Source organism: Burkholderia sp. TSV86, from assembly GCF_001522865.1.
GTDB lineage: Bacteria > Pseudomonadota > Gammaproteobacteria > Burkholderiales > Burkholderiaceae > Burkholderia.
In genome coordinates, this window is the sequence record NZ_LOWB01000032.1 from 74,478 (window position 1) to 99,689 (window position 25,212).

Annotated in this window: 15 protein-coding genes, 1 tRNA gene and 1 pseudogene; 9 read left to right on the forward strand and 8 right to left on the reverse strand. The window is 60.1% G+C overall.

What is annotated here, in order from left to right; genetic code table 11:
• Positions 1-41: 41 nt before the first annotated feature.
• From WS68_RS05280 to WS68_RS05320, 9 genes are all read left to right on the forward strand, one after another.
• Complete coding sequence (locus tag WS68_RS05280) at positions 42-950, forward strand: SDR family NAD(P)-dependent oxidoreductase (RefSeq protein ID WP_059569788.1); 909 nt, start codon at positions 42-44, stop codon at positions 948-950.
• A complete protein-coding gene (locus WS68_RS05285) occupies positions 947-2,539 on the forward strand; it encodes a flavin-containing monooxygenase (RefSeq protein WP_059569789.1) in 1,593 nt (530 codons plus the stop codon). The genes WS68_RS05280 and WS68_RS05285 overlap by 4 nt, the downstream gene beginning before the upstream one ends.
• A gap of 5 nt (positions 2,540-2,544) precedes the next feature.
• Positions 2,545-3,519, forward strand: a complete 975-nt coding sequence (locus tag WS68_RS05290; protein ID WP_059569790.1) for an alpha/beta fold hydrolase — start codon at positions 2,545-2,547, stop codon at positions 3,517-3,519.
• A gap of 148 nt (positions 3,520-3,667) precedes the next feature.
• A complete protein-coding gene (locus WS68_RS05295; RefSeq protein ID WP_059569791.1) occupies positions 3,668-4,114 on the forward strand; it encodes a zinc-finger-containing protein in 447 nt (148 codons plus the stop codon).
• Between the two features lie 569 nt (positions 4,115-4,683).
• Complete coding sequence (locus tag WS68_RS05300) at positions 4,684-6,588, forward strand: S53 family peptidase (RefSeq protein WP_059569792.1); 1,905 nt, start codon at positions 4,684-4,686, stop codon at positions 6,586-6,588.
• An 838-nt stretch (positions 6,589-7,426) separates the two neighbouring features.
• Positions 7,427-8,788, forward strand: coding sequence for a hypothetical protein (locus tag WS68_RS05305; protein WP_059569793.1), 1,362 nt, complete (start codon positions 7,427-7,429; stop codon positions 8,786-8,788).
• Positions 8,789-8,815: 27 nt separating this feature from the next.
• Entirely contained in the window at positions 8,816-10,141 is a 1,326-nt protein-coding gene (locus WS68_RS05310; RefSeq protein ID WP_059569794.1) for a cellulase family glycosylhydrolase, read from the forward strand.
• Positions 10,142-10,234: 93 nt separating this feature from the next.
• Positions 10,235-12,526: a GNVR domain-containing protein gene (locus WS68_RS05315; RefSeq protein WP_059569795.1), complete on the forward strand. Its 2,292-nt coding sequence runs from the start codon at positions 10,235-10,237 to the stop codon at positions 12,524-12,526.
• Between the two features lie 524 nt (positions 12,527-13,050).
• Positions 13,051-14,436: a glycosyl hydrolase gene (locus tag WS68_RS05320; RefSeq protein ID WP_156429343.1), complete on the forward strand. Its 1,386-nt coding sequence runs from the start codon at positions 13,051-13,053 to the stop codon at positions 14,434-14,436.
• Positions 14,437-14,988: 552 nt separating this feature from the next.
• Here WS68_RS05320 and WS68_RS05325 read toward each other — a convergent pair.
• The 8 genes and pseudogenes from WS68_RS05325 to WS68_RS05360 all read right to left on the reverse strand — a co-directional run bounded on the left by WS68_RS05325 (position 14,989) and on the right by WS68_RS05360 (position 25,208).
• Complete coding sequence (locus WS68_RS05325) at positions 14,989-15,744, reverse strand: class II aldolase/adducin family protein (RefSeq protein WP_059569796.1); 756 nt, start codon at positions 15,742-15,744, stop codon at positions 14,989-14,991.
• Positions 15,745-15,911: 167 nt separating this feature from the next.
• Entirely contained in the window at positions 15,912-17,855 is a 1,944-nt protein-coding gene (locus WS68_RS05330; protein WP_059569797.1) for a Xaa-Pro dipeptidyl-peptidase, read from the reverse strand.
• A gap of 103 nt (positions 17,856-17,958) precedes the next feature.
• Entirely contained in the window at positions 17,959-19,452 is a 1,494-nt protein-coding gene (locus WS68_RS05335) for a S8 family peptidase (RefSeq protein ID WP_059569798.1), read from the reverse strand.
• A gap of 1,597 nt (positions 19,453-21,049) precedes the next feature.
• A tRNA-Val gene (locus tag WS68_RS05340) sits at positions 21,050-21,126 on the reverse strand.
• A gap of 181 nt (positions 21,127-21,307) precedes the next feature.
• Positions 21,308-22,338, reverse strand: a pseudogene (locus WS68_RS05345) (extracellular solute-binding protein).
• Positions 22,335-23,144: an ABC transporter permease gene (locus WS68_RS05350; protein ID WP_059569799.1), complete on the reverse strand. Its 810-nt coding sequence runs from the start codon at positions 23,142-23,144 to the stop codon at positions 22,335-22,337. The pseudogene WS68_RS05345 and the gene WS68_RS05350 overlap by 4 nt, the downstream one beginning before the upstream one ends.
• Complete coding sequence (locus WS68_RS05355; RefSeq protein WP_059569800.1) at positions 23,131-24,024, reverse strand: ABC transporter permease; 894 nt, start codon at positions 24,022-24,024, stop codon at positions 23,131-23,133. Before WS68_RS05355 ends, WS68_RS05350 begins: the two co-directional genes overlap by 14 nt.
• Positions 24,025-24,137: 113 nt before the next feature.
• Positions 24,138-25,208: an AraC family transcriptional regulator gene (locus WS68_RS05360; RefSeq protein WP_082709816.1), complete on the reverse strand. Its 1,071-nt coding sequence runs from the start codon at positions 25,206-25,208 to the stop codon at positions 24,138-24,140.
• Positions 25,209-25,212 lie beyond the last annotated feature (4 nt).

Below are 25,212 nucleotides of genomic sequence, written 5' to 3' on the forward strand. Positions count from 1 at the left end.
ATCGACATAACGATGGAGACAGCCAAAGGGAGGCCCGTCCGATGAGGAATTTCTCCGGCAAGGTGGCGGCAATCACGGGCGCGGGATCGGGCATGGGGCGCAGCTTGGCGATCCAGCTCGCGCGCCAGGGTTGTCATCTCGCGCTCAGCGATATCAATACGGACAGCCTCGCGCAGACCGTCGCATCATGCACCGGCTACGGCGTGCGGGTCACGTCGCAGCGGCTCGACGTCGCGTCACGCGAAGCCGTATTCGACTGGGCGCGCCAGACGCGCGAAGCGCACGGCAAGATCAATCTGCTCTTCAACAACGCGGGCGTATCGCTTGCAGCGGCGGCCGAAACCGTGCCGATCAAGGATTTCGAATGGATCGTCGGCATCAACTTTTGGGGCGTCGTGCACGGCACCCAGGCGTTTTTGCCGTATCTGCGTGAATCAGGCAACGCCCATGTGATCAACACGTCGAGCTTATTCGGCCTGATCGCTATGCCGACACAAAGCGCGTACAACGCAACGAAGTTCGCGGTGCGCGGCTTCACCGAGGCGCTGAGGATGGAACTCGAGCTTGAGCGCGCGCCGATCGGCGTGACATGCGTGCATCCGGGCGGCGTGGCGACGAATATCGCGACAGCGTCGCGTATCGACGCGAGCGTGGCCGCGCTGACCGGGCAGGATATCGAAACGCATCGCCGCGCCGCGAACCGGCTGATCGACGCCACCACGCCCGATGAAGCCGCCCGCCAGATTCTCGTCGGCGTCAAGCGCAACGCGCGGCGTGTGCTCGTCGGCGCCGATGCACGCCGCGTCGACAAACTCGCTCGCCTGCTCGGCTCCGGATACCAGATTTTCGTGCTGCGCTTTCTGCGCAAATCGCGCGAGCGCCGTCTCTCCCGCCTGAACGGCACTGCCATGCCCACGCCCGCTTCCTCGATCAGTAAGGATCCCGCATGAACTCGACAACAGACTGGCACACCACCTTGGGACCGGCCGACGAACGCGCGCCGCTGGCGGGCGCCGCGCCGCGTGCAGCCGATTACGACGTGTTGATCGTCGGCGCGGGCATCTCCGGCATTGGCGCTGCCTACTACCTGCGCGAGCGCTGCCCCGGCGCGAAGTACGCGATCCTCGAAGGCCGCGCGACGATGGGCGGCACCTGGGATCTGTTCCGTTATCCCGGCGTTCGTTCGGATTCCGACATGTTTACGCTCGGCTTCAGCTTCCGCCCGTGGCAAAGCGACAAGTCGATCGCGCAGGGCCAATCGATCCTCGACTACATCAAGGAAACCGCGCGCGAATTCGGCATCGACAACGCAATCCGCTTCAATCACAAGGTCACCGCCGCGAGCTGGGATTCGTCGAGCGCGCGCTGGACCGTGCGCGTGCAGCGCACCGACGGCGAACGCAATGACGAAGCAGTCTTCACCTGCCGCATCCTCTATATGTGCAGCGGCTACTACGACTACGAAGCAGGCCACGCGCCGAGCTGGCCCGATCAGCAAGCGTACCAGGGCCGCATCGTTCATCCGCAACACTGGCCGTCGGATCTCGACTACGCGGGCAAACGCGTCGTCGTGATCGGCAGCGGCGCGACCGCGGTGACGCTGGTGCCGTCGATGACACCCGTCGCACGCCACGTGACGATGCTGCAACGCTCGCCGACCTACATCATGTCGCTGCCCGCGCGCGATCCGGTTGCAGGCGTGCTGCGCCGCTGGTTGCCGGCCGGGCTCGCACACTGGGTCGTGCGCGTGAAGAATGTACTGCTGACGATGTACTTCTACAATCTCTCGCGCCGCCGCCCCGACGCGATCAAAAAGCTTCTGATCCATTTGGCAAGCAGGCAGAGCGGCCCTCAGCTCGATGCAGGCAAGCACCTGACGCCGCGCTATAAACCGTGGGACCAGCGCCTCTGCCTCGTGCCGAACGGCGATCTCTTCAAAGCAATTCGTGCGGGCAACGCCTCGATCGTCACCGACGAAATCGAGCGCTTCACGCCGACCGGCCTGCTCTTGAAAAGCGGCGAGCGCCTCGACGCGGACGTAGTGGTCACCGCGACAGGGCTGAAGCTCAAGATGCTGGGCGGGATATCGCTGACGATCGACGGCCAGCCGGTCGATTTGTCGCAAACGGTGTCGTACAAAGGGATGATGTTCAGCGGCGTGCCGAATCTCGTGCTGTCGTTCGGCTATACGAATGCATCATGGACGCTGAAGGCCGAGCTGATCGCGCAGTACGTGTGCCGCATGTTCCAGCACATGCGCACGCACGGCTACGATGTCTGCGTGCCGCGGCTGCCGCCCGGCCAAACGGAGTTGGAACCATTCGTCGATCTGTCGTCCGGCTACATCCAGCGCGCCGCCGCGATGCTGCCCAAGCAGGGCGTGAAAAAGCCTTGGAAAGCCTATCAAAACTATATCCGCGATTTTGCGCTCTTCCGGTTCGGCTCGCTCGCCGACGGCGCCCTGCGATTCGAACGCCGCCGCCCGACGCCCGTCGAGCAGAATAATTCAACCCGCCAGCCCGCCTACGAAGGAAGGTGATTCGAATGATAATCAAGCTGTTTCACTACCTGGTCATCGCATTCGCCGCGTTCGCCGCGCTCACGCAGTTCATCGCGCATCGCACCAAACGGCTGTTTCCGCCTGAAGGCAAGTTCGTCGATATCGGCTCCGATCGCTTGCATTACGTCGAATATGGCGAAGGCCCGCCGATCGTGTTCGTGCACGGCCTTTGCGGCAATCTGCGCAATTTCGCGTATCTGGACCTGCAACGGCTCGCGAAATCGCATCGCGTGATCCTCGTCGATCGCCCCGGTTCGGGCCGCTCGACGCGCGGGCCGCGTTCGGCGGCGAACGTGTACGCCCAGGCGCGCACCATCGCGATGTTCATCGTCACGCTCGGTCTCGACAAGCCCGTGGTCGTCGGCCACTCGCTCGGCGGCGCGATTACCCTCGCGCTCGCGCTCAACCATCCGCAGATCTTGAGCCGGGTCGCGCTGATTTCGCCGCTCACGCACGTCGAAACCGAGCCGCCCGGCCCGTTCCGCGGCCTTGCGCTGCGCTTTGCGCTCGTGCGCCGCTTCGTGTCGCTCACACTGGGCGTGCCGGTCGCGAAGCTGCAAAGCCGTAAGGCAACCGAATTGATTTTCTCGCCCGAGCCGGTGCCGTATGACTTCGGCCTGAAGGGCGGCGGCCTGACAGGCTTGCGCCCGCACGCGTTCTATTCGGCATCGTCCGATCTCGTCGCCGCGCCGGAAGATCTGCCCGATATGGAAAGCCGCTATGCGTCGTTGAACGTGCCCGTTGCGTTGCTGCATGGACGCAACGATCAGATCCTCAATTACCAGCGCCACGCCGAGGCACTGAAGAACCGGCTCGATAGCGTCGATCTGCGCATTGTCGACGGCGGCCACATGTTGCCCGTCACGCAGCCCGCCGAGACGACCGACTGGCTGCTCGACGTGGCCAAGCCGTCGCCGGCGGCCGAACCCAAGCTCGTGGCCGCCAGCACGGCCGCCTAACGCGCACGGCTTAGGCCGGCCGGCTGCGAGCGCGGTGCAACGCCGCCGTCGCAGCCGCCTCACGTGCCCCGCCGGTACAAGCGGGCACCGCGCGCCATTCGGTGTACGCTAACGGTTCTTCCACACTGTTTTCGTGCCATCCAAAATCGTGCGCGTCGGCCGTCCCGTTCCTGCCTTGCCCCAACCTGTCTGCGACTATTGCGGCGCGAAAGCCGTGCTCGCTCGCCATGGCGAAGCCGCCTACCCGTACCGCGAGGATCACGGCGAGCTTTGGATTTGCGCGCCATGTGACGCGTGGATCGGGGTCTATCCGCGCAGCCGGCGCCATGTGCCCCTCGGCAGACTCGCGAACGCGGAACTCAGGCAAGCTAAATCCGAACTGCACGCAGCGCTCGAGCCGCTCGTTACCGCGAAAATCCGCCGCGACGGCTGCAACGCCTTCGAGGCACGCGCGAAAGGCATACGCTGGCTCGCGACGCATCTCGGTCTCGGCGCTTCCAGCACGATCCATACGTTCGATCTCGACGCATGCCGCAATGCATTACGGCTTATCGAGCAATTCATGTCCCGCAAATCGCCGCACGCGAAGTCCTGATGCCACGCCCGCTTCTGCGCTGCAGCTATCGGCCATGCCACATTCAATTAATTTACGCCGGCTTACATAAACCCTTTATTCATTTTCCACCGAAGGAATCGCCGCTTTAAATTTTTTAGATCGAATCAAAAAAAGTTTGACGCTCGATTTTTTTCCCTGCTATCTTTTTCGAAACAAGCTTGCTGCAAACAAAGGAAGCCGGGATAAATCAATACATTATCCCAACCAAATCCTTCCAATTAAATTACTTTCCGAGGGGCGGCATCCACTCTATGAGCAAATCACAATAGATTTCCGGTCCACAGAAACATTCCGATAAGCCAAGCCAGGGAAATTCGACACGCGCCGCTCTGCACGGCGCAGGGTAGCGCTTTTTCTTATGAAAAATAAATCGGATTCCTAATTATTTGGCACGTGACCATTCCGATAATCCATCAGCAGGAGGATCTCCATGTCGCCGTGAATCTCATCTGGTCGCATCGCCGTACATCGGCTGCGCGCCGAGCCCCCTATTTCCGCCGGACGCCGGCTTCGCAACCGTTCTTCATCATTTCTTGGGAAATCAGAAAATGCAGAGAACTCAGCACGTGAACCCGCTATTTCCGAAACGTTTTGCGCTGTCGCTGCTACCGCTTGCGATTGCCGCAACGCTGGCCCCGCTTTCCGTGCAAGCCGCGTCTGCTTGGGCGCCGACCCACACCGACGCCTTCCTGCTCACTCGCACATCTGTTACGACAGCCGCTTCGCAAACGCAGGCAAAAACCGCGCCGAGCTACGCGCTCAATACGATCGGAACGCCGGAACTCACCGATACGACCGTCACGCCGCTCGAACTGAGCCAGCCGCTGCGCGTGACCGTCGTGCTGAAGAACCGTAACGAAGCCCAACTCGATGCGTTCCTAAGCGAAGTGAATAAGCCCGGCAGTGCGAACTATCACAAGTTTCTGACGCCGCAACAGTTCAAGGCTCGCTTCGGGCCGACTGACGCGCAAGTGCAAGCCGTTATCGCGCATTTGAAGGCGAACGGTTTCAGCAACGTCAGCGTGTCGGACAATAACAAACTGGTCTTCGCCGAAGGCAACGCATCGAACGCAGAACGCGGTTTCCGCACTACGCTCAAACGCTTCGGCTATCGCGGCAGGCAGGTCTACGGCAACGACTCCGCAGCACAAGTTCCAGCAGCGCTCGGTACGGTCGTCGATGCGGTGCTCGGACTGCAGAATGCAGCGGTTCCGCATCGGATGCTGCATCGCGTCGCATCGCCGGATTCGGTGGTAAGAAACGCGGTGGCAGGCTCGCAAATCGGCCATCAGCCAACCGATTTCGCATCGATCTATGATGCAAAAGTCTTACCCGCCGCGACCAACACGACGGTCGGCATCATCACGTGGGGCGATCAATCGCAAACGATTGCCGATCTGAACCAGTTCACGCGAAGCGCGGGCCTGGCGACCGTCAACACCAAGGTCGTTCCGGGCGGCTCCGGCACACTCGCCAACGACGGCGATCCGAGTGAATGGGATCTCGACAGCCAGACGATCATCGGCACGTCGGGCGGCGTCAAGCAACTCATCTTCTATTCGGCCATCAACGGCGACTCAAACGACAGCGCGCTCACCACCGCGTCGCTCACGGCCGCGTACAACAAGGCGGTCACCGACAACGTCGCGAAGGTCATCAACGTGTCACTCGGCCTGGACGAAGCCGCGGCGAACTCCGACGGCTCGCTCGCCGCGGACAACGCAGTCTTCAAGCAGGCAGTCGCGCAAGGCCAGATCTTCTCGGTGTCGTCTGGCGATTCGGGCGTCTATCAATGGTCGAGTGCACCCTACAGCGGCGCGCCCGGTTATGTCGGCACGGAAAGCAGCAGCGGTGCGATCACGGTGCGGATCAACCTCGGCAAATACAGCGTTTCACACCCGGCCAGTTCGCCGAACGTCGTCGCGGTCGGCGGCACGACGCTGTCGACGAGCGGCACGACGACGTGGGCTGGCGAGACCGTCTGGAACGAAGGGCTCTCGTATGCGGATCAGGTCACGAACCAGGTTCGACTCTGGGCGACGGGCGGCGGCATCAGCGCCTACGAAACCGCGCCGAGCTGGCAGACGGCCGCACTCGGCAGCACAGTCACCAAGCGCGTACTGCCTGACGTAGCATTCGACGCAGCGGGCGCGACGGGCGCGTACATCATCATTAACGGCCAACCGAACCAGTTAATCGGCGGCACGAGCCTCGCCTCGCCGATCTTCGTGGGTGGCTGGGCACGCGTGGAATCGGCCAACGGCAATAGCCTCGGACTGCCGACGTCAGCGTTCTATGCGGGCCTGCCGAGCAATCCGTCGCTCGTGCATGACGTGACATCGGGCAACAATGGCTACAACGGCTATGGCTACAGCGCCAAGACCGGCTGGGATTACGACACCGGCTTCGGCAGCCTCGACTTCGCGAAGGTCAGCGCAAGCTCGGTCAAGTAACCGTCCCGGCGCATCACGCAATCCGCCGGCCGCGCGCTGGCGGGCACGATCGCCTCTCTTCGGGGAGGCGATTTTTTTTGCTCCGCGTTGCGCTTCGCGGCGCCGCGCAAAATGCAAGCACGGTTTCGTCACACCATTCGGAATGTCAGTCAGCAACGAGCGAACAGCTTGACTAAATCAGCGATCTTTATCCAACAAGCTCTTGTCCAGTGGGATTTAAATCCGGCAAATCCCATCTGATGGAACAGCGGAGCCGTCATCCATCTCTTGGATACGAGGTCATAGTTGTAACAAAGGCTTGCAAACCCAGCCGATCGACCGCGCAGCCGAAAAGCCGCCTGCCGCATGTGCTTGCAGCCAGCGCGCGTGGTTGGCCTAAACACCGATCATCGCCTGTTCACAAGCCCCGCGCGATCAAACCAGGCCGGCACGATTGATGCATGCAAAAAGGCCATACGTGTTCGCTGCTCTGCGACATGGCGCCATCTTCCGCCAATTATTATCCGTTATCCTTAACGTTCCACTATATTTAACGCTATCTTGCGATGTTAACCGCCATTCGCACCATCGGCGTAGTGTAGGCTTTCGTACTTTCCCCGATAGATGGCAACGCTATCCTTCGACGCAGACGATGGATCCAGTATCGATTCACGTTCGGTGCCACCGCTATGCGCGGCAGCGCCTTCAGCCAACCAAGCCGCCTCGAGGCGGCCGGCCGCATGCGCGACCGCGCCGGCGCGCGGTCCGAACGAATCAGACGCAACGAACTGGAATCACGTTTCCCGGCATCGTTCGCTGATAATTGAAAGCGATGCGCGCAACCGTTCGAGACCAGACGATGCCAGCCCGCAAGATGAGACCGTTCGATCCGCAGTGCGGCCCGCAATTTGACCATCACGTACAGATGCAAGGTATCTCGAAGATACACCGACTCTGGGCGGCGATCTTCGTCATCGCCGTCGCCAGCGACGTGCTGTCCGGCGCGATCCGCTACTACACGTCGCTCGTCGGCCTCGCACCGCTCGGCTATCTGCCGAAGGCACTGATGGTCGCGGCGCTCGGCTTCGCGCTCGTCGAACGGCCAAAGGCAAGCCACGTGCTCATCATCACGTATCTGGGCGCGCAGATGTGCGTTTCGCTCGCCAACGGTATTCCGTTGAGCGCCGCGCTCTTCTGGATCTGGACGGTTTCGCCGATGTTGTTCGCGCTCGTGATGCCGCCGCAGGCGCTCGAAGTACTCGAATCGCCGCGAATGTTAGCCGTGCTCGTCGGGCTCACACTGCTTGCGGTTGGCGGCGTGTTCCTCAACTATTTCGTACACCTGCCTTGGGTCGGCGGCAGCGTCGATATCGGCGGCGGTGTGAGCGTGACGATCGCAAAAGCGACCTACGTGGGCACGGCATCGCGGCTGCCCGGCTTCGGTCGCAGCAGCGCGTCGACAGGGCTGCTGATCGGCCTGCTCGTGACCTGGATCTTCCCGCGCCTGCGCTCGCGCGCCGCCGTCACAACGATCCTCGCGCTGTCGGCGCTCGCCATTTGGAAAACGACGAATAAGACAACCCTCGTCGCGCTCGTGATCGTCGTCGGGCTGCATCTGATGCTGCGCACGCGCTCGCTGCGCACCGCGAGCATCACACTGTCGGCGCTCGTCGTCGCGCTGCCGATCGCAGGCTGGCTCATCACGCTGGCGAGCATTCAGGACATCAGCAGTTCCGGTTCGCTGTCGTCGATGCAAGACCGCTTCTTCAACACATGGCCGATGCTGATCGAAGGCATGGTGCGCGAGCACCTGATCTGGCTCGGCGTCGGGCCGGGCGGCTTCGGCTCGTCAGTCGGATTCGGCTCGGCGGTCGGCAACGGCGCAACCGGATTCGGCTTCAACACCGGCTACGCGGACAACATGGCCCTTTACACGCTGGCGAATGTCGGCGTGATCGGCAACGCGTTTCTCATCGCAGCATTCGTCCATTTCGTGCTCTCGCGCGAATCGAACAGCCGGCCGATCTGGCTGATGCTGTGCTTTCTGCTCGCGAGCGGGCTGACAACCGATATTTATGAAACGACTGGCTGCCTGCTGTTCTTCGGCGTGGTTCTGAACTCAATCAGCCAGCGCGTGCCGCTGCCGCGCATCTCGAGTGCGCGGATCGCATTCGAACGGCTGCAACGCAACGTGCGCGGCACCGCGTCGGGGCTGCACTGAAGGCGCGTGCGAGAAGGAAACGACGATATGAAGAACCGCACGCTATCCCTGCGCCATCGGCTGTTCGCCGCGCTCGCAAGCGCCACGCTCGTCACGCTCAGCTTCGCCAGCGAGCCTAGCGTTGTCACGCTGAGCGCATCGCAGTCGACTTCCGCCGCCAACCCGCCGTATGTCGATCTGCCGAGCTTCGTCGCATCGCGCGACAACACCGGCATCGCGGTACACGAGATCGGCGACACGAAGCTGCTCGACGCGATCAAGAACGCAGGCTTCACGTTCATTCGCGCCAACCTGTTCTGGCAAGCAGTCGATACGCCACACGGCTGGGATTTTTCGCAGTACGACAAACTCGTCGCCGATCTGTCCGCACGCGGCCTCGGCGTGCTGTTCATCCTCAGCGGCCAGCACTATGCGTTGAGCCCGAAGGGGCCACCGACGCAGCCCGCGCAACTCAACGCATTCCGCACCTATGCATTCAAGGTCGCGCAGCACTTCAAGGGCAAAGCGGTACGCTACGAGATCTGGAACGAGGAGGATCACCCGACCTACTGGCTCGGTAAGCCGTCGGCCGACGATTATAAGGAAGTGCTTAAAAAATCCGTGCAGGCGATCAAGACCGCAGACCCGAATGCGATCGTCGCGACGGGCGGCGTGCAGCAGATCAACCGCGCGTTCATTCGTAAGGTCGGCGACATCGGCGGCCCGAAGCAAGCCGCGCCCGACGCAATCAGCGTACATCCTTACCGGCAGACCGAACCCGAAACCGTCTTCGCCGATTACGCCGCGCTGCGGCGCGATCTGTCGACGTATCGCAAGAAACCGCAGGTGTGGGCGACCGAATGGGCATACCCGAGCTACGGCTACAACTATGTGTCCGACATCGACGACGGCCACTCGCAAATCGCGCGCGCGCGCCAAGCGAAATATGCGGTGCGGCTGCTGCTGTCGAACTGGATCGCCCAAGTCGGCCTCACGTCGTACTACGACATTCGCAACGACGGCCGGAACAACAAAGACATGGAGCACAATTTCGGACTGCTGGATGCCAACGGTGAAAAGCTGCCTGCCTACACCGCCGTCCAGCATCTGTTCTCGTTCACCGGGGACGCCGAACGTGCGCAGTATCGGCTCGACGCCAACGCACGTTACATCGTGCTGAAGTTGGCCGCGCCGCGCGCGACAAAGTACGTGGTCTGGTGCTACGGCGCCGGCAATTCAGTCGCCGTCGACTTGTCGCGGCTGCCGGCCAATGCGCGCGTGACCGATATGTACGGCGCCAAGCTCGATGCCGGCGGTACCACGTTCGAGGTTCCGGAAGCAAAAGGGCCAATTTTCATTACGATTGGCGCCTGAGCGCCGCGCCCGGTGCGAACGCTTGCGCCAAGCCGGGTTTAACCGATTGATGCAGAGGACAGCGACGGCCGCCGTCGCTAACGGAAAACAACGATGGACCTGAAAGTACAACCCACTATGACCGCGCCACACGCCAAGAACAACGATGGGCTCGCGAGCCTATTGTGGAGCATCTCCCGGCACCGGCGGCTGTTCGCGACAATCGTCGGCGTGTTTTTCGCACTCGGCGTGTTGTATGCATTCGTCGCAACACCGCAATACCGAACCGAAGCGCTGCTGCGCATCCAAACAAAGCCGGGCGCAGCCATCAGCGCGCTGTCCGACGTCTCGGGCACGATCTCGGCCGGTCCGTCCGCGAACGACGAAAGCGAAGTTCTGACCTCGCGCGCGACCGTCGGCGCGGCAATCGAGCAGATCGGCGTGGATCTCGACATCCGCACGCGCAGCTACTTCCCGCTGATCGGCCGTCTATTTGCATCAAGCCACGCGGATGACGACAAGCTCGCCGCGCCATTGCTCGGCTTGTCCGGTTTCGCGTGGGGCGGCGAAAAACTGAAACTCGGCGCATTCACGGTGCCGGACGCATCATACGGCGACAAATTCCGGCTCGTCACGGGTGACAACGGCCATTGGACACTGTACGACAAAAAAGATCGGTTGCTCGCGCGCGGCGTGGTCGGTGCCACGGTGCCGTTTACCGTCGGATCGGGCAACGCCCAGGCTGGCGAGATTCGCGTCGATACGCTGCGCGCGCGCAACGGCATCGAGTTCTCGATCGTCAAGGAATCGACGCAGCGTGTCTATGACGACGTGATGAAGAAGATGAAAACGATCGTCGCGAACCGCGATTCGACGCTCGAAGAGCCGTCGCTGATGCGGCTGATCTATCAGGCCGACACGCCCCAGCATGCTCAAGATCTGGTCAACGCAATCATCCACGTCTACCTTCAGCAGGACATTGCCTATCGTTCGCAGAACGCACAACGCAGCCTCGACTCGCTGCACGCGCGCCTGCCTGTCCTCAAGCAGGATCTCGCCAAGGCCGAGGACGAGTTGAACCGCTACCGGACGACGACGGGCACGATCGACGTCGACCAGCAGGGTGCAGCGCTGATCGGCAGGTTGAACTCGCTGTCCGAAAAACAAACATTGCTGCAGCTCTCGCTCGACAACGTGAAGGGACGCTTCCAGCCTGGCAGCACGACCTATCAGACCGTGCAGACCCAGCTTGATCAGGTAAAAAAGGAAATTCAGCAAACAACTGCCGCGGCCAACAAACTGCCGACCGCGCAACGCGAATTCGTCCGGCTGACGCGTCAGGTAACGGTTGCTTCGGAACTCTATACAAAGGTACTGGCCAATGCGCAGCAGCTCGAAATCGCCGTTGCCAGCACGCCGTCCGGCGTAACTGTTGTCGACTGGGCGAACAAGCCGTATAAGCGGGCATGGCCGCAACGCAGTCTCATCATCGTCGGCGCGCTGCTGGCCGGCTTGTTCACGGGCTTGGCGATCGTGTACCTGCTTGCCCGTCGCCGCAACGAGCTGAACGGCCCTCAGTCGATCGCCGACGTATCGGATCTGCCGTGCGTCGCTGTCCTCACGCCGCCGGCATCGCAAGCGCTCAAGTTCGGCGCGCCCCGTCCGTCGGTCAAGCCCCTCGCCGCCCGTCATCCCGACGATCCCAGTATCGAGGCGTTGCGCGTGCTGCGCACGAGCATGCGCGCGGCGTTCGCGCACGACGGCCGCGACGGTGGCAAGGTTCTGCTGTTCACTGGCCCGACCGCTGGCGTGGGCTGCAGTTTTGTCGCGTCGAATCTGGCCTATCTGTTCGCGGATTCCAATGCATCCGTTCTGTTCGTCGACGCGGACATGCGCGGCGGATCCCACAATCCGCTCGGTGCCGAGCGCGGCGGCATCGGCCTCGCAAACGTGCTTGAGAATGCACAGCCGCTGGACAACGCGATCGTTAGAATCGGCAATAGCACGCTGTCCGTCATGACGCCCGGAACGCTATCGGGCGCGAATCCGGCAGGACTGCTTGAGCGTCCGGAGCTAACCGCGCTGATCGCAACGCTGCGCACGCATTACGATTTCATCATCGTCGACGCGCCGCCAGTCCTGCCGTACAGCGACGCGCTTTCGATTGCCACTCGGGATTGCGACGCGGTTCTGCTGGTCTCGCGCGGCCGAATGACTCGTGCGACGGAACTCGAAACCGCGCAGCAGCGGCTCGAGAGCGTCGGCGCAAAACTCGTCGGCCACATTTTCAATGCAGACGAAGGGCCTTCTTGCGAACACCGAGTTGCGTCGCACGACGGCGAGCATCTCGCGTACAAAAGCGATACGCCCGCCACGGCAAAGCAAACGCTCGAACGTGCAAAATAAACTGTCGTCAAGTATTTCCAACGCCGAATGAACCCGGAAGTTTTCTTTACAATTAAATACCAATGAAAGCTAAACCAGCAGCATTACATCATTAATAAAAATTAATTACGGATGAAACCAGAGGTTTAAACACCTCTGGTTTTTTATTTCACCATACCCTCCTCTCTTTTTCTATTTTGTCAACGCCCGACTATCGGTCCGTTTGTTTCGAACAAATACTCTAATCCTGTCAGAACAGAAAAGTCGTTCACTAAACGCGCATTTTCGATGCCCATCGGCTCCTGTCATCAGGCGCGAAACCGCGATCGCACAAGGCAATACCGGATATTCGCCACCAATGCTCGATGGACACGACATCAAGCATGACATCTGTCGATACCCCACCATCCCGATTCAAAAAATTCCAACTGGCCTATTTTGCTTCTCAAACACTGGCATTCGATCCATCGTTCGGTAATAATTTAGAGATACCGTTATCTCAAATTAACCTAAGATAGAAGCCTCCACCGAACGGAGATCCCGCCATGAATCATCTGAACATTACCTCTGCGCGCCCGGATCAATTCATTAGTTATCCGAAGTATATTTCTATCATTTTTTCCATATTTTTCGTACTCCTACTAAGTGCGTGTGGCGGCGGCGATGGAAGCAATACCAACTCCAGCCTCGCCGCAGCAACTCCGGGTATCGTCCTGCCTGCATCCTCCACCAGCGCAAACTCGACGTCCAACGGCAACGTCAGCAACCCAAGCGCATCGGCAACGCCGAGCGCGCCAAATGCCGCCAGCGCAACCGATACATCCAGCACATCCAGCACGCCGAATGCTCCTCCATCAGCGAGCGCATCCGATGCAGCCAGCGCCTCTCACGGCTCTAACTCGCATGGCTCTGGCTCGTCGACAAGTTCAAGCGGCTCCGGGTCATCGTCCTCGTCGACTTCGCCTGCCGCATGGGTCGCACCGTTCTTCGGCACGAACGGACACTTTGTCGCCACCAATAGCGTCTACAGTTCGACGCCGCTCGCCACTCAGGCCTCTCATCTGACCACCGCCGGCATCCGCGTCTACCGGCAGGACGCTTACATCCCGGATCACATCGACGCGATTGCGGATAAGCTCATCCCGGGACTCGGGCCCAACGTCACCGTATTGCCGATGATCGAAGCGAACCCCTGGGTCGATCCCTCGCTAAACGGCAAACAGCCTACCGAAGAAACAGCATACGCATATGCCTATCAGCTTTCCGTCTATGCGGCACAGAAGCTCGCTGGCATTCCGATGGTTGAGTTCGGCAACGAATACGATCTTGACAGCCACAACGCACCGATCCGTGGCGATGGCATCAACGTTTCGGACTTCGACAATTCGACCTTTCCGATTTGGCGCGGCGCATTGCGAGGCGCACTCGACGGCTGGCGTTCGGTCGATACGCAGCGCAAGACCAAGCTGATTGCAAATGCAACAGCCGGCTGGTTGTATTTCGGATTCCTCGACGGATTAATGACGGGCACCCAACCCGACGGCACAACCGGGCACCCGAAGATCACGCCCGACGTAATTCAGTGGCACTGGTACTCCGATGGCGGCGACATCGAAAACGCGGTTGGCCTCACCGGCACGTACAACGTGCTCGCGCGGCTCAAGGCGAGCTACAACCTGCCGATCGTGATTACCGAGATCGGCGTGAATCTCAGCAATACGGAAGCACAGGCTCAGGCATATATCACGAAGACGGTAGCCGAATTGGTCGCAGCAAGAACAACCTACAACGTCATCGGCTTCAACTGGTATGCACTCTATGACGACTCAACCGGAGCATACGGCTTAATGACGAACAGCGGGCAGCCAAAGCCGCGGTACACGACGATGCAGACGGCCATCACCAACGCGATCACGACCACTGAAAATTGATCGCCACGGCTCACATTCACCATCTTTATGAAATACGACAAACCCGCGTTTGCGTGAAGCCGCATTAACCAGATGATGCATTACCGGGTCATGACGCAACGAACGTGACCCGCAGCATCGCCCGACTCGAAGCTGCGCCGCGAACAGCCCTCCGGCGCAGTTATTTTTTATTGAAACACCGGCGTTTTTTTGGAAGCTGTCGTCCATAGAATGACAATGCGGTGCCGAATCAACGAATCGGCAGGAATCCACATGAAACGTGTTCGGTTAACTGCATTGGCAGTTACGAATCTGTTTGCTCTGACGTCGTCAGTCACTCAAACGGCAGGTTGATGATAGTGGCAATGATGCCGGCGGTCGTACTGGCAGTTCGTCCGGCAGCTCATATGAGCCACCTCGGAATAACACACACGGCGGATTTTAAGCGAAGCGATCGGAGCGTGGATCTGTCCGGGGCAGCCAATCGTTCAGATACGCAAACCGGTCGCACCGTCATGCAGCACAGGCGCAGAGGCGTGCATCGGCACACGATACCGGCGGCACGCGCCACGCTCAGGTTTTGTAGCTATCGTCATGCCGGTCTAACTTGCGAATCAACGCCGGCCAAACGAACGCGCCGCCCAATCCATCGGTCTGTACCGACGCCGCCTCCGCGCTCGTCGCGATAATCCCAGCCGGCACCTCGATCAGATCACCGCCGTTCTGTGCAGCGATCTGGATCTGGCAAGCCGTCTCGAACAGGTACATCGCGAGAAACGCATCAGCAATCGACAAGCCGACAGTTAAGAGTCCGTGATTACGCAGCATCAGGAACGTCGAACGTCCGAGATCTGCCTGCAGTCGCGGCTTTTCGTCGTCCTTCAGCGCAACGCCTTCGTAATCGTGATAAGCAAGCGATTGCAGCACGAATGTCGACTGCTGTGAAATTGGCAGCACACCGGCGCGCTGTGCGCTGACCGCAATCCCCGCACGTGTATGCGTATGCAACACACATTGCACATCGGCACGCGCAGCATGCACCGCGCTATGAATCACGAACCCCGCGCGGTTGACCGGGTATGGCGAATCGCCGATTTTGTTGCCTGCCTGATCGACCCTTACGAGTGACGACGCGGTAATTTCTTCGAACATCATTCCATACGGATTGATCAGGAAATGGTGATCAGGGCCCGGCAAACGGGCTGAGATATGCGTGAAGATCAGGTCGTCCCAGCCGTACATCGCGACAAGACGATAGCAGGCGGCCAGATCGCATCGAATGTGCCATTCGATGGGATCGACGTTGGCAGCAGCGGAAGTAGCGTCCATACTGGCTCCATGCGCGCCAGCTCAAGGGCGCCGGCATTGCGCTCACCTTACCAGTTTCACGAACGGATCACATCGGGTTTTCCACGTCCCTCGACGTGAATCGACCAAGATGCCCGGCTCCGAAGCGGAACGCGCGCGGCGCGTGTGCGCGCCGCGCGCCATCCATATCAAGCCGGCATCAACGGCACCGTCACCGAGGTACCAGCCGGATCGAGCGTCAATTCGGTGCCGGGCGTCGGCCTCAACGTCGCCTCGTAGTCGCTCGACAACACGACCAGTCCCAGCCGATGGCCTGCCTCGAGCCGGTAATCACGCGGCATGAACGTCAAACGCAGATCGTAGGGCATGCCGGCGAGGACAGGCTGTGAATGCCAGATCGACTTGCGATTGCGAGGATCGGTCCAGGCGCGCGTGATAATCGTCGCGCTGCCGTCAGGCGCACGATCAACGAGCAGCGCTGTCACGTTCGCGGCAGCTGAGAACGTCAAGCGGACCTGCGCGGTTGCAGTCCCCGAGATTCGCGTCGCCTGTGCGAGCGGCTGCGTCTCGAAGCGGCCGCGATGCGCGCCATCGGCTGTATTCGCGAGCGTTAGTGCCAAGATCCGCGCATCATCGGTGAATCTCACGAGCGGGCCGCCCGATGGCCAGCGAAGTAGCGTTCCAGTGCCCGCCCCATCTCCACCCGAAAAATACGTAGTAAGCGTTGCACTGCTTGCTGGCCAGCGCGACTCCTTCAGCAACGTGCCGTCCGCCTGCTCGATTACCGAGCCCGACCCACGCTCGACGCCGTTTTCGTAACCCAGTAAATAGCGCGTGAACCAGCGGTTCACCTGCGCAGTCCACTCGCTCGCCATCGCAGGTACACGACTCGGATCGGTATGACGTGCCCGATGCAACCACAGTTGCGCAGGCACGTGCTGTTTGAGCATCGCGAGATACCACGAAGTCGATTGATCGGTCCTCACGTTATCGTCCGCGAGCCCTTGCGCAACAAGCGCGGGTGCCACTGCGAAAGCCGTCGGAATCTCGCGAGCTGCCCAGAATGCCGAATAATCGCCAGACGTCCGGTCTTCTTTCTGCAATGCTTCATCGATGAGATGCGTACAACGCTCCGGATGCGAATTCGTAAGGAGTGCTTTTATATAGACGTCGACGTCCTCGCCTTGATAGCCGTCCGGTGCACGCACGAGGCCCGCGGAGCGGTAATAGCCATACATGTTCGACAGCCCTGCGATCGGCACGATCGCATCGAGCCCGCGCGTGCGCAGGCTGGCGACCATCTTTGGCAGCGTGCCGTCATACGACACGCCATACATGCCGACATGTCCCGTCGACCAATTCGCGACGATCGGCTTGCCGCTCACATCCTTGGCGCTCGCGTGACGGCCAAGCCAACGGATTACCGACGCCATCGCGACGGATTCGTCGCGCGTCAGAATCGTCGGACACCCGTCCGAACCCGCGGTGCCAAGCGAATCCGCATAGACGATCGTAAAGCCGCGCGGCACGAAGTAACCTTCGATCCACGAACGCCCTGCTGCCGCCGCTTCGACTTGCTGCAGGATTCGAGACTGTGGTATCGCCGCCAGAATACGAGCGGCAGTTGACGCAACAGGATGCGGTGTGCCGTCAAGCTCGACATCGACATTGTGATTGGGGCTATCGGCAAGCCCGTTGTAGTATGGGCTCGCCAGAACAATGACCGGCGTGCGCGCGCCCGATGCTGTTTCGGCCGGCCGAACGATACGCACGTGAATCCGGTCCTTCACGCCGTCGCCATCGGAATCGACTGGCGTCTCTACCCACGCTTCCTCGCTAATCGTATTGCCCGACAGCGATGGCTGCACCTGACCGTTTGCGATCACGGGCCGATAGCGGCCGCCGCTGGACAAATCCGCGTATGGCACGCCAGAAGGCGAAAAACGCGCAAAAACCGGACGTGCGCCGGCTGCGGCCGGCGCAGCGTCCGTATTTTCGCTTCGCCCAGTTTGCGCGAACATAGACGCGCCGGGCAAACCCGAGCCGTCGTCGCCCCCGCATGCAGTGAGTAAAACGGCCACCGCAATTGCGGTGCTCCATATACGCAGCGATTCAGTTTTGCGGATTTTCATTGTTGTCCTTATGCCGAGAATCGTAAGAAAACAACCAGTCCATATCGAGCGATATCGCTCACAAACAGCGCAGCGAGCACCGCCGAAGCGGTGCCCGTCCTTCTTACCGAGTCGCCGCGTAGACGGCTTGACCCGCGTCGAGTAACCCCGCGCCGCAAGTGCTCGTCGAGCACCCAGATCCGCCCGGAAACGCACGCGCGCTCGCTTGCAGCCGCTGCAGGATTTGCGAAGGCGACAACGTCGGATTGATCGCCAACATCAGCGCGACAGTACCGGCGACATGCGGCGTCGCCATGCTGGTGCCGTTATAACTCGCATAGCTGTCCGCTCCAGGTGAAGTCCTGCCCGCATTCAGCGTCGACAAAATATCAACGCCCGGCGCGGAAATCTTCACCGCCGCCCCGTAGTTGCTAAAACTCGCACGAACACCATTGCGATCGGTCGCGCCGACCGTGATGACACCCTGACAATTCGCTGGTTGCGACGTCGATACCGACGCGCCTTCGTTGCCCGCCGCGACGACGACCGTAGTGCCGCGATACGTGATCTCGTTGATCGCGCTCTGGTAGGTCCGGCTGCACGTGCGACCGGAGCCGCCAAGACTCATGTTCAGCACGTTGGCCGGATACGGGTTGACCGGCGCACCCGGCACCGACAAGCCCGCGGCCCAACGCATTCCGTCAACGATATCGCTCAGCGTGCCTCCGCATTTGCCGAGCACGCGCACCGGCAACACCTTGCCTGACCATGATATGCCCGCAACGCCAAAACCATTGTTCGTCACCGCGCCGATCGTGCCTGCGACATGCGTGCCATGCCAAGAACTGTCGCTCACCGGGCATCCGTAGAATGGCCCATACGGATCGTTGCTCTCTTGCCACGTCACCCAATCGCCCGGATCCGATGCATTGCTGTCGCGGCCGTTGCCGTCGTTCGCGCTTACCGAATCGGAAACGAAATCGTAGCCGGGAAGCAGGTTGGCCGCGAGATCAGCATGCGGACGGTAGCCAGTATCGATAACACCGACGACGATCCGCGATGAGCCCGTCGTCAAATCCCACGCGGCCGGCAAATTCGCGCCGCCTCTCGGATCAAAATAGCCCCATTGCTCGGAGTAGCGTGCATCGTTCGGAACAACGGACGGATACATCCGCACATCCGGTTCCGCATACTCGACCGCACTATCGGCGGCAAAATCTTGCGCGAGCGCCTGCGCATCGGCGGGCAGCAAGCGATTCTGCAACGACAGCACCGTAGCGCCCCCCGACATTTCACGCTTAACGCGTATCCCGGCCGCAGGATCGGCATAATTCCCGGCTGCCGCGCCGAACGCGCGATTCGCCAAGTGCGCGCGACGCGCGGAAACCACACGATCGATCACGGACTGCACATCCGCCACGCGCGCCGGCTGCCCCGTTGCAGCGCTAGCCGCCATCTTCGGCGCTCGGAGCTTGACGATCAATTGATTGACCGTGTCGCGACCACCAGGAACCGCCGGTGATGTGGGAGTTTGTGCGTGCGAGAGCGGGGCAAGACCAGCCAGTACAACACCGGCCACAATCATGGAATATGAAGCAGTTCTAATTAATTTAGACATGCCGATACCCTCCTGATCAATGTAGATAGAGACAAAGCGAACCGATGAGCTGGCGTTCCGGTTGCTGGCTTTGCTGCGTTGCCGATGAGAAAGGGCACGTCGCACCGGTACAAATTACCGTGCGACGTGCTACCGGCAAACGGTTGCGGCTGATCGCATCATCCGACACGCGGATACTGGATGATTCGTCTTCCGTCAGATCTATATCCACGGGAACTGAACGAAACGGCGAGCGTTTCGTTTGCCCTCCTCTCAGGTTCTATGCCGCTGGTTATATTGATAATTACGCTTTACAGCGCTTCAGGCCCACTTGAACTCCGGCCCCGCACGTTCTATGACGGCAAGATCGGTTTACATTCCTATTGCAAAACTTATCTTGCTGAAATCAGCCTGTCAAACATTTTTAGTTAATATCAAAAAAAGTTTCACGGAATGCATCGGCCAAAGAACCAGTTTCCACAGTCCCCTGGAATCGCAGATTACATTGACTGCCTGACGCCTTTCGATAGAAGCGCTTGCATCATATTTTCCAGAGCATGGAAAAAAACGGCCGCGTCGGCCGCTCGGCCCAATCCGCCAATACGCTCGTCACAAATAGAAATCATTTCACACCCGACTCGAGCCAATGTTGCCGTTGCGAATCAGTGGCGAGCAGCCTCGCAGCACATAACTCTGCGTTCGATGCCGATAGGGCAGAACAACGCGATCGAAACGCCGGTACCATGACTGGCTGGATCGACAGCCCCAAGCAACGCCGGAGCGGCGCCAGTCGGGCCGGCTGCATCTTTGCTCCGCGACAATTATCGGATTAGGGAGTCTCTGGCGCCTGAGGTCGTGGACTTCGATTGCGAGACCTTCGCGCCGCCATCGCCAGCATGTCTCGGCGGCACCGTGCATTCGTCATCCCGCACCGGGTACGGCTGCGCAGCCCATACCGTATGTCGTGGGTACGCAATAGCGCACGCTATGTGCCGGCATCAACGAGCGGCTTCAACACGGCGATCTTGATATCGTCCACCAGAACCAGGAATTGCGTGTTTGCACGCAAGCCACACGCAATCGCATTAAAGCTCCACTACGATCGATGCGAATCGAACATCGCGGCCATCGGCCCCGTGTCGCATCGAGCTAACCCAGATAGCCGGAACCAAGTACCTCGGCAGTCCTGTGACTCAGGCCGACGGTCTTGTAACGCATGCCAACACAACCGACCGCGCAATCTTTGTCGGCTACTGGCGATCGCGGCGCATTGACGCTATCCGCTTGACTCAAATAGGAATCCATACGATTGCGCAGCGCGCGCCGCAGCGTCAGCGAAGATATCAGACGTTCGCGGCAAAGCCGCCGCACTCGCCCGTCAATCCGCGCCAACGAGATAAACCAGTATAGGGACGGAGAAGAGTCTCGATGTTCCGATCAAGAACGACAAAGGGAAAACGCGCATGCTCGCTAATTTGAGCGAACATTAAGAAGAGAAATGGCGCTTGCAAACCGCGACTCACGCGTACATTCATCGGCTGCTTCGGCGAACGAGAACGTATCCGGTAAGCGGATGAGCGACAAGATCGCTTGCCATTCATCCGTACCGCGTGTTCGTTGGTAGGCTCGATTGGATTCGAACCAACGACCCCCACCATGTCAAGGTGGTGCTCTAACCAACTGAGCTACGAGCCTGTGTGAGGCGCGAATTATAGGGACTCTATCGCCGCTGCACAAGCCCCAAGTTATAAAAAGTGCTGCTGCATCGTTTAGAGAACAATGCAGCAGCAAGAAACCGCCAGCATCCAAGGGCCACCAAAACCGCTGACGGATTACTACGACCGGTTCGGCTAGGCCACGCAACCGCTGCGCGCGCCTAACCTTTGAGCTTCACCCATACCTTGTTGCGCATCTTGAGCGCCGCGGCCGAACATACCTTGTACGGGCGCAGGCGCGCCCTCTGATCGCGCGGGAGGTTGATCCATGGCTGCCGCAGCAGCGTCTCGTCCATATATCGGTCGGAACCGGTAATTTCGTTGCCGTAGCGAAGCGTATTCGATACCTTTGCGATTACTTCGGGCCGCATCATCCAATTGATGAATCTGTGCGCATCGTTGTGATTTTTCGCATTTGCCGGAATGACAAGACTATCCTGCAACAGTCGCGCGCCCTCCCTCGGCACCGCGAACCTTACGCTCGGCAGCACCTGGCTGGCTCGCTCGGCAGCGCCGTCCCACATATGCTGGACGATCACCTGCTTCGATACCAGCCGATCGATGGGCCCGTCGTTGCTGTAAGTCTTCACGAAGGGTTTCTGTTTACTCAACACTTCGAGCACACGCTTCGCGTCGTCGGGATGCTCGCTGCATTCGTCTTGGCCGAGATACCAGCTCGCGGCCATGTACATCTCTTCTTCCACATTCAATGCGCCGATTTGCCCGCGCACCGCCGGAACCGGATCGAAGAACGATTTCCAGCTATCGTCGAGCCGGCCGCCCGGCACGCGCGCGCCGTCGTATCGAATCCGGTAATCACCGCCATGTAAGGCATCGCGTAATCGCGATTCGGATCGAACGGCGGATGCCGGTATTCCGGCTCGATGTTCGCAGTATTCGGCAGCAGCGCCTTATCCAGTTTCGCTAGCAGCCCTGCGCGCGCCAGCACCGGCACATAGTAATCGCCGGTGATCGCAACATCGTAGCCGCCTGCGCCAGCCTGCAGTTTCTGTGTGAGCGTGGCATCGCTCTCGTAGATGTCGAGCACTGTCTTGACGCCCGTTTGCGCCTCGAACTGCGCAAGCAGCGCGGGAGGCATGTAGTCTGGCCAGTTACCGACATGCAAGACGCCCGCCGCCAATGCGCCCGCGCTCACCGTCAAACCTAAAGCGGCCAACCACCATTTCTTCATGTCAGCCCCTCTTTCGATCGATTCGCCTTTTTCTGACTCCACTGCCAGATAGCGACAATTTGCAATGTCGAAGTCCCGATGATCGCCGTCGAGATTGCATTGATTTTCGGCGTGAGGCCAAGCTTGAGTGCGCTGAAGATATACATCGGCAGCGTGTTGAAGCCGGCGCCCGCAAGAAAATAGCTCGTGACGTAATCATTCATCGACGCGACGAATGCGAGCGTCGCGCCGGCCATTACACCCGGCATCGCCAGCGGCAGCGTCACCTGCGTCAATACCCCCCACTGCGTAGCCGAAAGAACCGCCGCCGCATCGAGCAAATGGCGGTCGATCTTCGCGAGCCGCGCGCTGACCGGCAGGTATGCGAACGGCAAGCAAAACACCACATGCGCAAACAGCACCATCGCGAAACCCGGTTCGATCGACAACATCGCAAACATCTGCGCCGTGCCGATCGCAAGCACGACCTCCGGTATCACGAGCGGCATGCAGATCGAACCCGTGAGCACACCACGTGCGCTCGAGCCGACCCTCCACCCCGCCAGTGCGGCGGCAATCGCGATCGGTGTCGCAATCGCTGCCGATGCACCGCCGAGCACCAGCGACGTCAGCGCGGCACTAACGAGCGTTTGATCGCGCATCGCGTCCAAATAGCCGTTTATTCCCCATCCAGACCAGACAAGCGCGGAGCGCCCCGCATTGAAGCTCATCCAAACGATTGCGACGATGGGCAGATACAGAAATACGATCACGAGCCATACAACAGGCACCGTCAACGGCATGCGCTTCACGTTAGGCAAACTCATGCGCGATGCCCTTTCCGAGCGCATTCACCCGCATGCGCCATGCCAGCACCGATATCAGCCCGATGCCCAGCAGCGCGAATGCCATCGCAGCGCCGAGCGGCCAGTTGCGGCCAGCGGCAAACTGAAAATCGACGAGATTGCCGATCATCATCGAACGGCTACCACCCAGCAGATCGGATATCACGTAGGTGCCAAGCGCGGGGGCGAACACAAGGCCGACGCCCGCTGCGATACCGCCACGGCAGATCGGGATCACGATCTCGCGCACCGCGCGCGATTTCGTCGCGCCAAGATCGTAAGCCGCTTCGATGAGCCGCCAATCCATATCATCGAGCGCCGCATAGATCGGCAAGACCATGAACGGCAGGAACGCATAAACGAGGCCGAGTAACGTCGCGGCATCGGTATAGATCATGCCGAGCGAGCCGTGCAACACGCCGATGCGGTTCAACAGCCGATTGGCGATACCGTTGTCCGCCAGCATGATCAACCAGCCATACATCTGTACGACAATGCAAATCCAGAACGGAATGGTAATGGCCAGTAACAGCAGATTCTTTTGCCTGGCAGGGCGTGACGCGATATACAGTGCGCTCGGCAGCGCAAGCGCCAGGCAAATCAGCGTCGCCGCGGCCGCAAGCGCAATCGAGCGTACAAATACACGCAGAAAATCCGCCTGCAGCACAATCGTCCCGTCGAAATCGCGATCAAAAACGAGCGACCAATACGCGAGCGTCGAGAATTTGCCCCATGCGACACCGCCGAGATCGAGCGGAACCGAGAACGACACCACGGCCAATACGCCGAGCGGAGCAATCACCCCCGCCGCGATGCATGCGACGACAGGCGCCAACCCGGCATACTTAGCAATGGATGTCATAGGCCCAAGATGTCGTTCCAGTTCGACAGCGAGCGTAACAAATTGCTATATCCGACAACAGCCCGTCGGACAGACCAAACGCGCCAAATTTGGGTCCTTTCGCGACAATCGCCTCAAATACCGACAGCGCGCTTTTTCAATGTTGCCGCAGTGCGTGGCATACACCCCAACGCGTGATCCGATACGCGCAATTTACGCTCGGAAGCAATCCATCGATGCAATGATCGCGGCTGCTCGAATCCGAGCTTCGCAGCAATCTCCTTCATGCTGAAACGCTCACTGCTCATGTAGCGAGACGCAAGGTCACGCCGCACGATGTCGCGTAATTCACCGAGCGACGTACCGAGCAGTTGCAGTTTCCGCTGCAAACTACGCTGGGATAAATAAAGCTGTTCATAGTCTTTCCAGCCGGGATTCCTGTACATGTGATCGAGCACGCTCTCGACGACGCCGCTTGGCGTCCACCTCTGCAGTTCGCGCTCTTGCCGGTCGCAGTGACGGCGCGCAACCTCGAGCGCATGAGCATGCGCGAGCGGCAATGGGCTGGCAAGCTCGGCCGCCGGAAAATAGCAGGCGCTTTCCTGCGCACCGAACTCCACGGGACAGCCGAACAGCGCGGCATAGCGATTGGCATGCGGCGGCGGCGGAAACGCAAGTTGCAGTCTGCGGAACTTGATTTCACGGCCACCCAGCACGCCCAGCATTTCACGCCTCAGAACCGCGATGCACATGTCGCTGTTCAACACGAGCAGATCCGCCCGGTACGCGTAGTCTCGAATGACAATGCGGGCTTCGGCGCCGTCGACTTCGAGATCGATCCGGAAATAGCAAATCGCAAGTAATGGATAAGAATTCGCGAGCCGGATCGCAGCCTCGAGCGTTGGGCTGACCAGCATGGCCGTGCCGCGCCAGCCATATGCGGTCACGGGGATCGCATCACCGATCTCGAGCCCGATCCCGGTATTGCCGGTCGCGTCGAGCGCATTCGCGAATATAGCCATTTCTTGCGCATGCGTGATCACGACATCAGGTTTGCCAAGATCGGCCGGAACTACCCCGCTTCCTTCGAGAAGGCGCTCGGCGGATATTCCGTACCGCTTCATCACCTCGGCCGCGACGATGACCGTGCACAGGGTGGCCGGAAGCTGAGCCGCACTTTTTGCCTTTCCGAAAACAGCCGACATGATC